We start from the raw sequence: 10,909 nt of genomic DNA on the forward strand, positions 1-10,909 counted from the left end.
AGCTAAACCGGATAATCGTCAAGGAGCCGGGAGGCGAACGAGGGATGGAGCCTGCATTCCTTTGGGAATAATGTACGGCATGATCGTAAAAATAAGGAGGAGAAACCTATGAAGCATAGAATTCTAGGCGGAACCGGCATATCGGTTAGTGAGTTCACGCTTGGAACGATGATGTTCGGAGCAATGGGCAATCCTGACCATGACGAGTCGGTTCGCGTTATTCATACGGCTTTGGACGCAGGAGTCAACTTCATCGACACGGCTGACGTCTATTCCAGGGGAGAGTCGGAGGAGATTGTCGGCAAGGCGCTCAAGGGACGCCGGCATGACGTGGTTCTCGCGACGAAGTTCGGTTTGCCCATGGGCGAGGACCTCAACCGGCGCGGGGGCTCGGCCCGGTGGATCAAACGCGAAGTAGAAGACAGTCTCAGGCGGCTCGGCACGGATTATATCGATCTCTACCAAATCCACCGTCCGGACCCCAATACCGACATCAGCGAGACGCTGTCAGCGCTCACGGATCTGGTCCGGGCCGGAAAAGTGAGAGCGATTGGCTCATCCACCTTCCCTGCTGAGCTGATCGTTGAGGCGCAATGGGCGGCACAGCGCGGCGGCTGCCAACGTTTTCTCACGGAGCAGCCGATGTACTCCATTTTTACGCGGAAACTCGAAGCCGCGGTGCTGCCAACCGCGCAGCGCTACGGAATGGGTGTGCTCACGTACAGTCCGCTGAACGGCGGCTGGCTATCCGGGCGTGCTGATCAAATGGCGAGTCACCGGGCTTCAGGAAGACCGACGCTTTACGATCCGGCGATACCGGCCAACCAGGCCAAAGCCGAAGCACTGCGGAAACTTACCGCTCTTGCCAGTGAGGCGGGGCTGCCGCTGCCGCATCTTGCGCTGGCGTTCGTCCTCTCGCATCCGGCTATCACCTCGGTGATCATCGGCCCCCGCACGCAGGAGCAGCTTGAGAGTCTTCTGGCTGGCGCGGACCTGGAATTAAACGGGGAGATGCTCGACCGCATCGATGAAATTGTTCCTCCGGGCACGGACCTCAATCCGTCCGACAACTATGCCGCCGATCCGCCTGCTCTTACAGATAAGCGCCTGCGGCGCAGGTAAGTACTGCATGTAGCTTGCAATAAGCGTCAGCCCTCACCTTGATGACAAGGCTGGGGGCTGTTTTTGATTGTTGAAGCGAAGTTGATCATACCATCAGGAGCAACAGGAAGGGATCGGTTTGATGCAGCAGGAGCTTAAGCAGGAAGCCCCCAATCGACCCTGGTTCATTTGTATACAACATACGGGGTACAAAGGTCGTAAGTGTAAGTGGATGCTTCCGAAGCGCGTTCTTGCGAAAGTTTTCAGCTTACGCTTCTCCAGACTATTTCCGCCTGCTCCGTCTGTTATTCACCAGACTTCTAGACGGCGAAGAGGTGTTCCTCCTTACATCTTTGCCTGCAAATCGTGAATGGTTCTCCGGTAATTTTCAGGAGTGATGCCTTTATTCTTCTTGAACATCTGGCAGAAGTAGGATGAACTCAAGCCGCCGACCTCAAACGCAATTTCCCGGATCGTTTTGGAGGTGTTTGCCAGAAGCGAGCAAGCCTCCCTGATCCTGCGGAACGTAATATGATCCGAGAGGGTAATGCCTGTGGACGCTTTGAACAAATGCGACAGATGATACGGAGAGAGGAACAGATCATCGGCCATTTCTTCCAGGCGGAAGGGGCGGTGATAATGTTTTTCCACCCATTCCGTTATGTTCTCCACATGTCTTAAAGCGCGCGGACTCGCATGGGCACCGGCACCGGAAAGACTTTCCGCAAATACGTTTTGCTGCAGAAAACGAAGCAATCTCAGCATGACAAGACCAAAGCTTTCCTCATGCTCTGCAGACGGGGCATGACGAATCTGCTGCACTTCTTCCAATATGCCGGTCAGAGGATATCCTTCCTGAAGCGAAAACACCTGTTTTGGCAAATTGCCCTTCCACAGTCTTTCATAAAAACGCAGCAGGCCGGGAAAGGGAGCCAGATAAGCGGCCAGCGAATGAGGATCAAAGGTCAGATTGGTACGCACATATAGAGAATTGGAGCTGGAAGGCACATCGACAAGATGCAGCTGATAGGGCTGAATCCAGATCACGGTTCCCCTGCCAAGCGGATAATATTTGCCCTCCAGCATAACCTCGCCTTCGCCTTCGTAGATATACAGCATCTCAATTCCCCGGTGGGCATGGTACCAGCGGGATTTTTCCGTTTTTTGCTTGTAGCTGTAGGAGAATGACCCTAATTCAAACTCGATCCGCTGCAAGAAGGACATCGGGCAGGTTTCCTTTCAAATTCGCAATTTACCTATATAATAGCACAACAAATCAACGGTAGACTGCTCCTATAATAGGTGCTGAAAGCAAAAAAGCACATAGGAGGCATTCATGAGCTGGAAAACCGCAATTGAACAAACCATCCTTTCAACAACCGCCAATATGAACCGTTTCAAGGACAAGTTTCCGCATGTAAGCAATGGGGACGGCAAGTATGAGCTAGTGAACAATACAGGCTGGACGGAAGGCTTCTGGTCGGGAATCTTATGGCTGAGCTATGAATACAACCAGGATCAGGCAATCCGTGAGGCTGCGCTGCAAAGCGTTGCTTCCTTCAAAAGAAGAATGGAGCAGGGGAGTCATCTGGATCATCACGATATCGGATTTCTGTATTCCCTGTCCGCCAAGGCGCAGTGGATTGTGGAGCAGGATGAATCCGCCAGGGAATTGGCCCTGCAGGCAGCGGATGTTCTTATGAAACGGTGGAGGCCGGAATCGCAGCTTTTCCAGGCATGGGGACAGGAAGGAGATCCGCAGAACGGCGGACGGATTATTATCGATTGCTTGATGAACCTCCCGCTGCTGTGCTGGGCCACCGAACAGACGGGAGACCGGAAATATGCGGAGGCGGCTTATATCCATGCCGAGAAGAGCCGGCGCTTTCTTGTGCGGGGGGATGACTCCTCCTACCATACGTTTTATTTTGATCCGGAGACAGGCGATTCCATCCGCGGTGGAACACATCAGGGCTTCAAAGACGGTTCGACCTGGACCCGCGGCCAAGCCTGGGGGATTTATGGCTTCGCGTTGGCTTACCGCTATTTCAAGGAGCCGCAGTTTCTGGAAGCGTCCAAACGGCTCGCGCGGTATTTCATCGCCCATCTGCCCGAGGACCATGTGGCCTACTGGGATTTCGACGCTCCTCAGACCGCCGGCACACCAAGGGACAGCTCGGCGTCCGCGATTACCGCTTGCGGCCTGCTCGAGCTTATCGGGCATCTGCCGGACGATGATCCGGAGCGGGAATTCTTTCTGACGTCGGTGCAGCAGTCCATGACTTCCCTTATTAATCATTACTTTACAGCCGGCGACAGGGACGAGCAAGGCTTCCTGAGACATGGCTCGTATTCGGTGAGAAGCGGCGCATCGCCCGATGATTTCGTGATCTGGGGCGATTATTTCTTCCTTGAAGCGCTGCTGCGGCTCGACAAAGGGATTCCCGGTTACTGGTACGGACGCTAATCCAGACGAATTGTGGCCCGCAAGAAGGACGCTTTGCAAAAAGCGGCTCTCTTGCGGGCCATTTTTGCATGACCAGGCCCACGCCGATTTTGTCGATGGATGCGGAAGGGCGGAGCAGGGGGAAATAGTCTGGAGAAGCGCAAGGAGTAAAAATACATCAAGTTTTGTAAAGAAAAATCATTCCTTTAAAATATGAAAGCGTTACAATAAATACAGGCAATGAAGTGAAGGGAAAGAAACGAAAGCGATTCCATTGCTGTGCGGACAGATTCATGCGGCATGAAGGATAAGCGCTTTCTCAAGATGTTAACAAAGAAGAGAGGCAGGAGATGAGCGTGAGTGCAGTAAATGGTAAAATTGGATTAAATATCCATAATCCTAAAAAAAGAACAGGCATACTTCCAACTTTAATGAAGCAGAGATTTCTATTCTTGCTGCTGCTGCCCGGTCTCATTTATTTCTTACTGTTTAGATACGGTCCGATGTATGGCATTCTTCTTGCTTTTAAGGAGTATGACCCGCAGGTGGGCATATTCGGAAGTCCGTGGGTAGGCTTCAAGTATTTCCACCAGATGTTTGAAATGAAATATTTCTGGACCGTCACGGGAAATACGGTGAAAATTAGTCTGTTGAAGATTCTCGTAGGTTTTCCTACACCGATCATTTTTGCCCTGCTGTTGAATGAACTGGTTTCCAACAAATTCAAGCGAATTGTGCAAACGATTTCATATCTTCCGCATTTTCTTTCCTGGATCATTGTAGCGGGCCTGATATTTCAACTGGTATCGCCAAGCTACGGTTTATATGGATTATTGGCGGATACCTTTAGCTGGAAGCCTCAAGTGCTGCTCGGCGACAGCAAATCTTTTCTGCAAATCCTGCTGGTTTCCAATGTATGGAAGGAAATCGGGTACAGCAGCATCATCTATTTAGCCGCCATTGCCGGGATAAACACGGATATGTATGAATCTGCCACCATCGATGGCGCAGGACGGTTTAAGCAATGTCTATATATTACGATCCCCAGTATATTGCCTACCATAGCCATGCTTTTTGTCCTTGGACTCGGCGGGATTCTGGATGGAGGCTTCGATCAGATCTTTAACCTTTACAATTCCATGGTCATGCCAACGGCTGATATCATCGATACATTTGTATACCGGGTCGGCCTCGTGGAAATGCAATACAGCTTCTCCACTGCAGTCGGCATAGCGAAAAGCGTTATTGCGCTCATACTTGTATTGGCTGCCAACTGGATCGTAGGCAAGCTTTCTAACTATACGGTCTTCTAGCTTTTAACGGAATAAAGGAGTGTACACATGAAAAAAAGCATAGGGGCAAGAGCATTTGATATCTTTAATATCTCCCTAATGGTGTTCATATGTCTGACTGTTGTATTTCCATTTGTCCAGCAAATCGTGATTTCGCTTAGTCCGTCCAATGAATCGGGCGAAATCGGCCTTCACCTGTTTACCAGCAACCCTACCTTTGACTCCTATACGCAGATTTTTGCGACGGGCTCCATATTGGAGGCCTATTACTGGACCATCCTGCGCACCGTGCTGGGAACCGTTCTTACGGTTGTGGTTTCGGCCATGCTTGCCTATCCGCTGTCGAAAAGATATCTGCTTGGAAGAAAAATGTGGATGGGCTTGATTATTTTCACGATGTTTTTTGGAGGCGGATTGATTCCGACCTATTTGCTTGTCAAAGAGCTGCATATGCTCAATTCCATATGGTCACTGGTACTTCCCGGGCTTTGCAGTGCGTATACCATCGTAATCATCCGCAATTTCTTCACTTCTTTGCCTGTTGAGGTTGAAGAGAGCGCTTATATGGATGGAGCCAATGACTTTACCATTTTCTTCAAAATTGTTTTGCCGCTGTCAACGCCTATTATCGCAACCATAACCTTGTGGTCCCTGGTAGGCCAATGGAATGCCTGGTTCGACGCGATGATTTATATATCGAATGGCGAAATCAAGGTATTGCAAATCCTCTTGAGAGATGTGCTTAACAATGCCCAGGATGCTGCGATGGCGAGTGTAAGAGGAGGAGAAATCGTAGACAGCTCCGGGCAGAATTACACCGCGGAATCGGTAAAGGCGGCCATACTGCTCGTTACCACCCTCCCGATCATTATGGTTTATCCTTTCCTGCAAAAATATTTTGTCAAAGGGATTATGATCGGCGCCGTAAAAGGTTGATAGGGCTTCAATGTCTTCACATATAAATCATATCCAAGAAAAGGGGAAAATCATCGATGAAAAATGTCAAATGGCTTTCAGCATCACTTTCCATGGTCATTGCCGGCACGATTGTTATTTCGGGTTGCACGTCATCCAACAATAACAAGAATCAGGCTGCAGAACCGGCAGGGCAAGCGACGGACACACAATCAAGCCAGACCAAGAACGATTACACCGTCAATGTATTTACCACAAGAATTCAGCCAGATCCAAATTCCGAAGTCATGAAGCAGGTGAATGAAAAGCTTGGTCTCAATCTGAAAATAACCGCCGTTCCCGATGCCGATTACGATACCAAGCTCAACCTCTTCGTGGCATCGGGCGATATGCCTGATGTTTACAGCGGATATACATCCAGCAGCGACGCTCTCTTTAACACAGCCGCAAATTTGACGGAAGACGAAGTCAAGCAGTATGCCCCCAATATCTATGCGTCATTTGTCAGCAGAGCGGGCGCTCAAAAAGACCATGTCCTGGATTTATGGTCCAAGGACGGGCAGCTTAAAGGGTTCAGCAATGGCGCCCTGGGCAACTCTTTGCCCTATGGCGTTGCGGTCCGTTCGGATATATTGGCGGAGCTTGGGGTCGGTATGCCCAAAACGATTGCGGATTGGGATAATGTGTTGAAAAAGTATAAGGAGAAATATCCCGACAATTACCCGATCACCGTCCAAAACGGCGGAGAAGGCCAGGCCATGTATTACTTCCTGTCCGCATATGGCGTAAGGCGCGACGCATGGGTCTACAAGGATAACACGATTCAGTATGCGCCATTTATGCCTGGAATGAGAGATGCGCTTATTCAGCTTAATAAATGGTATGAAGCCGGTTACATCAACCCTGAATATTATACGATGTATCAAAACACATCGGCGCCGGTGAATGAATTTGTAAAGGGAAATGCGCTCTTTTACCAATACTACAACACCACTTTCCAGATAAGCCCGCCTTTCGATGAAGGAAGCATCGGCGCCCAGTTAACGGCCAATTTTCCGAATGCCAAGCTCGAATGGGCGCCATTCCCAACCCTAGGAGACGGAAGCAAGGCGCTTGTTGCCAATGCTCCGATGTTCACGAATATAACCTTCTTCAGCAAAAAATTAGAGCAGGACAGAGACAAGCTGCATGCCATCCTGACAGCATGGGATAAAATATTCAGCGATCCGCAGATGTATACGCTTGTCAAATATGGCTTGAAGGATACTCATTATACGACGGTTAACGGCGCTATGGTTACGAAGCAGGAGTTTTCAACCAATGACGCCAAGGCCAAAGAAGGCTTTGGATGGCCCTTCAACAGCGGGTTCGATGCGACAGATGAAGTGAATAAGGTCGTTCTTCCTCCTTTTGTTCAAGAAAACAGACAGAAGCTGCTCTTTGACGATAACGGATTATACAGCAAGAAGAATGTCGATTATCTGGTTACAACGGACAAACCGACAGTAGAAGGCCCGATTATGTCTGAAGCCGGCGAAAATCTCGATGTCCGCAACCAAACGTACCTGACGCAATGGAACACCATGTTCACCTCCGTCATCGTGGGCGAGAAGAAAATCGAGGATTTTGACAGCTTTATTGCGGATTGGAAAAAACAAATCGGCGATGAGCTGGTCTCAAGCGCCAACAGATTGTATAACAAGTAAGTCCGGTGATTAACCGGCGGAGCAGCATGGTTTTAAAGGTTTTAGGTCGTTTTTAATCAAAAAAAGGTAGTATGAGATCAGCTTTCTACCGATCTCATACTACCTTTATATTTCTCGCAAACCGGTGAATAACAGGCGGAGCAGGCGGAAACAGTCTGGAGAAGCGCAAGCTGAAAGCTTTCGCAAGAAAGCTGCTTCGGAAGCATCCACTTACGACCTTTGTACCCCGAACAGCTCCTCGACAAGTGACAAGCGGCTAACCCGTTTGAAACACTTGCGAGTATCGGAAGACGTTTCCGCATGCGGAGCCCGTCCTTTTCACCGTATCAGTAAACGAAAAGAGGAGATAGATATGCTGAACGAAAAACAGACCGAACGAATGCTGGGCAAGCTGAAGCGTTTTGAACAAACGATAGAACCCTTCATCTTCACCAAGGTGGATACCTTCGAAGTTGAAATGTACCGGACGCCGGAAAGACTCCATCAAATACCGCAGAGCCATCTGTTCAGCAGGGCCGATTCAGGCGAGAGCTGGGGCGGCGAGGGGAATTATTGCTGGTTTAAGGGCGAGTACCGGGTTAAGGACGGATTGGAGCATCAAGCCCTGTTTCTTAAACCGCATGTCGGAGGGCATGAATCGCTCCTGTGGGTCAACGGATCGCCTTTCGGGATATTTACGGCAAGCCATGGCAATCACTACTGCGATCTGCTCAAGTCAGATGCAGAGCGCGGAGAAATCATCGACATTGCATTGGAATCCTATGCGGGTCATTTCTCCATTGCGAGCCAGCCCCTGGCCCCAACACCTCGCTCCGATTATATGCACAAATACATATCGATGGAAATCTGCGTGAAAAACGATAAAATGGCAGACTTTTACTTCGATCTGAAAACCTTCAATCAGATGGCCGGCGCATTGGACAAGAACAGCTTTGTCAGGGCCAATATCATCAAAACATTAACGCAAATCCATGAGATTCTTTATTATTCTCCCGACAATATCGAGCAGGAAATATTCAATGATGCCGTCGGACAGGCCAGCCAATTAATCAAAACCTTATATCAATACAAGAATACCTCACTAGCCCCCGTAGCGGCCGTTATCGGCCATTCCCATATGGATACGGCTTGGCGCTGGACCATCGAGGAAACGATCAAAAAATGCACCCGCACCTACTCCAATCAAATCAGCTTGATGGAGCAGTACCCGGAGTACAAATTTGTACAGAGCTCCGCCTATCACGGAAAGATGATCAAGGACCATTATCCCGAGTTGTTCCAAAAAATAAAAGCTGCGGTAAAAGCGGGCAGATATGAACCGAATGGAGCGGTCTGGATTGAGTGCGACGGCAATCTGGTTGGCGGGGAAATGATGCTGCGACAGTTTCTGTGGGGGCAGCGGTTTACCCGGGAGCATTTCGGCTACACATCCAACTGCTTTTGGCTGCCGGATACGTTCGGATACAGTCCTTCCATTCCGCAAATTATGAAGGGCTGCGGGGTCGATTATTTCCTTACGACCAAAATGGCGTGGAACGATACGAATAAATTCCCTTACGACACCTTTTACTGGCAGGGACTGGATGGTACGAGGGTGCTGACGCACTTGAACAAAACCCATTTGTGGCCGGATCCGGAAACCTGTATTGACTCCGTATTTGACGGCCATAAATCGAGAGACGCGATAACCGACAAGACGGTTTCGAACATGCGGCTGCTGGCGTACGGCTACGGCGACGGCGGAGGAGGGCCGCAATTTGAAATGATTGAGATGGCCCGGAGATCGGCCGATCTGGAAGGTTGTCCGAAGGTGGAGACGATGTTCGTGGGCGATTTTATGCAAAGGCTGGAGCAGTCGCTGACAAACCCTTCCGTATATGCGGGCGAGCTCTATCTGGAGCTTCACCGGGGAACGCTCACGAACCAGCATACGATCAAACGCAATAACAGATTGTCGGAAATACGGCTGCATGATCTGGAATATCTCACCGTCCGGAACGCCGTCCATCATGATGCCATATGCAGCGACGCCCATATCAAGCCTCTTGTAGAGACGCTTCTTGTCAATCAATTTCATGATATATTGCCAGGCACGTCCATTCCGGCGGTCCATGACCGGAGCATCGCGGAAACAACGCATATCATTCAAGCCGCCGATGAATTAATCAAACAGGCCGTTCCGGCCAAAGCTGCCAGGAACAGCATTTCGGTCCTCAACACCTTATCCTTCGACCGCAGCGATGTCATCTATCTGGATGATGTGGAAGGGCATATTGTAAAAGGAGCGTACAAGCAGCAAATCGTAACGGATATTATGGGCCATCGCAAGCTGGCTGTTTCGGGCGTAAAGCTGGAAGCTCTGTCCTCTGTGGTGCTTGAACGGGTGGAAGGCTATCCCGCTGAAGGCTCCTGCTTTACCTATGACGGCACTGTCCTGGAAACGCCATTATACAAAGTGGTTCTCGATGAGCGAAAATATATGGCGTCCTTTATCGACAAGAGTCTGAACAGGGAGCTGAGAGGCCAGGGCTATGCCCTGAATACGCTGCTTATCGCCGAGGATGTTCCTACAGCCTGGGACAGCTGGGACATCGACGCCGATATTGAGCTTAAGTTCAGGGATAACGCTGTTCTCCTGGATAGCGAAGTCATATCGGACGGTCACGTCGAGTTCAGAATCCGCAACCGCTATAAGCTGACCGCCAAATCAAGCCTGATTCAGGACATGATTTTTTACAGCGGCAGCAGGCAGGTGAAATTCGAAACCTTGATGGATTGGCAGGACGATCACAGACTGCTGAAGACCGTATTCGATACGAATGTGTTTGCGGATTTTGCGAGACAGGAGCTGCAATTCGGGTACATCAAGCGTCCGACAACGCGGAATACGGATATGGAGAAAGCAAAGTTCGAGGTTTGCAACCACAAATATACCGATCTCTCGGAAAACAGATACGGCGTCAGTATTTTGAATGACTGCAAATACGGCATATCCGTCCATCATTCACAGCTTGCCCTGACCTTGCATAAAGGCGGCTGCCGCCCGGATTACCGCGGAGACAAGGGGGAGCATATGTGCTCCTATGCCTTTCTGCCGCATAACAGCGGATTTGATGCGGATTCCGTAATCAAGCCCGCCTACGAATTCAATTACAAGCCGCTTATAATTCCGGGCGAATCCAGCTTTGAAAAGTTTATCAGCGTCAGCGCGCCCAATATCATCATTGAGGCGATCAAGCCATGCGAAGATAACGATAAAGCCTATGTAATCAGACTGTATGAAGCGGAAGGCACGTATACGAATTCATCTTTGGTCTTCGGTCAAGCTGTCAGGCGGGCCGCAGTGACCAATATGCTGGAGGAAGATATTCAGGAGCTGGAGGATAAGAATGATATGCAGCTGAGCTTTAAGCCGTTTGAGATCAAAACGATCAGGATCAGCTATTAAA

7 protein-coding genes are annotated in these 10,909 nt (G+C 49.8%); 6 read left to right on the top strand and 1 reads right to left on the bottom strand.

What is annotated here, in order from left to right; all coding sequences use genetic code 11:
• Window positions 1–108: 108 nt before the first annotated feature.
• Window positions 109–1,122, top strand: a complete 1,014-nt coding sequence (locus AC0YOB_RS30735; RefSeq protein WP_475796017.1) for an aldo/keto reductase — start codon at window positions 109–111, stop codon at window positions 1,120–1,122.
• A 324-nt stretch (window positions 1,123–1,446) separates the two neighbouring features.
• Here AC0YOB_RS30735 and AC0YOB_RS30740 read toward each other — a convergent pair whose 3' ends face one another.
• A complete protein-coding gene (locus AC0YOB_RS30740) occupies window positions 1,447–2,325 on the bottom strand; it encodes a helix-turn-helix transcriptional regulator (protein WP_475796018.1) in 879 nt (292 codons plus the stop codon).
• 112 nt (window positions 2,326–2,437) lie between these two features.
• On the opposite strand from AC0YOB_RS30740, the gene AC0YOB_RS30745 reads away from it, so the two are divergent.
• The 5 genes from AC0YOB_RS30745 to AC0YOB_RS30765 all read left to right on the top strand — a co-directional run bounded on the left by AC0YOB_RS30745 (window position 2,438) and on the right by AC0YOB_RS30765 (window position 10,908).
• The gene (locus AC0YOB_RS30745; RefSeq protein WP_475796019.1) at window positions 2,438–3,568 is read left to right on the top strand and encodes a glycoside hydrolase family 88 protein; all 1,131 of its coding nucleotides are present in this window, start codon (window positions 2,438–2,440) and stop codon (window positions 3,566–3,568) included.
• Between the two features lie 524 nt (window positions 3,569–4,092).
• Window positions 4,093–4,860: an ABC transporter permease gene (locus AC0YOB_RS30750; RefSeq protein WP_210044810.1), complete on the top strand. Its 768-nt coding sequence runs from the start codon at window positions 4,093–4,095 to the stop codon at window positions 4,858–4,860.
• Window positions 4,861–4,887: 27 nt separating this feature from the next.
• On the top strand, window positions 4,888–5,775 hold the full coding sequence (locus AC0YOB_RS30755) for a carbohydrate ABC transporter permease (protein WP_210044811.1): 888 nt from the start codon (window positions 4,888–4,890) through the stop codon (window positions 5,773–5,775).
• Between the two features lie 56 nt (window positions 5,776–5,831).
• Window positions 5,832–7,460 carry a type 2 periplasmic-binding domain-containing protein gene (locus AC0YOB_RS30760; protein ID WP_475796020.1) on the top strand — a complete coding sequence of 543 codons (1,629 nt, stop codon included), beginning with the start codon at window positions 5,832–5,834 and terminating at the stop codon, window positions 7,458–7,460.
• A 352-nt stretch (window positions 7,461–7,812) separates the two neighbouring features.
• On the top strand, window positions 7,813–10,908 hold the full coding sequence (locus AC0YOB_RS30765; protein WP_475796021.1) for an alpha-mannosidase: 3,096 nt from the start codon (window positions 7,813–7,815) through the stop codon (window positions 10,906–10,908).
• Window position 10,909: the final 1 nt, after the last annotated feature.

It is taken from the genome of Paenibacillus sp. JT31N17 (assembly GCF_056269255.1).

Bases quoted from the DNA above. Each gene is read 5' to 3' on its own strand.
- AC0YOB_RS30735 (WP_475796017.1), top strand. From the start codon at position 109: ATGAAGCATAGAATTCTAGGCGGAACCGGCATATCGGTTAGTGAGTTC.
- AC0YOB_RS30740 (WP_475796018.1), bottom strand. From the start codon at position 2,325: ATGTCCTTCTTGCAGCGGATCGAGTTTGAATTAGGGTCATTCTCCTAC.
- AC0YOB_RS30745 (WP_475796019.1), top strand. From the start codon at position 2,438: ATGAGCTGGAAAACCGCAATTGAACAAACCATCCTTTCAACAACCGCC.
- AC0YOB_RS30755 (WP_210044811.1), top strand. From the start codon at position 4,888: ATGAAAAAAAGCATAGGGGCAAGAGCATTTGATATCTTTAATATCTCC.
- AC0YOB_RS30760 (WP_475796020.1), top strand. From the start codon at position 5,832: ATGAAAAATGTCAAATGGCTTTCAGCATCACTTTCCATGGTCATTGCC.
- AC0YOB_RS30765 (WP_475796021.1), top strand. From the start codon at position 7,813: ATGCTGAACGAAAAACAGACCGAACGAATGCTGGGCAAGCTGAAGCGT.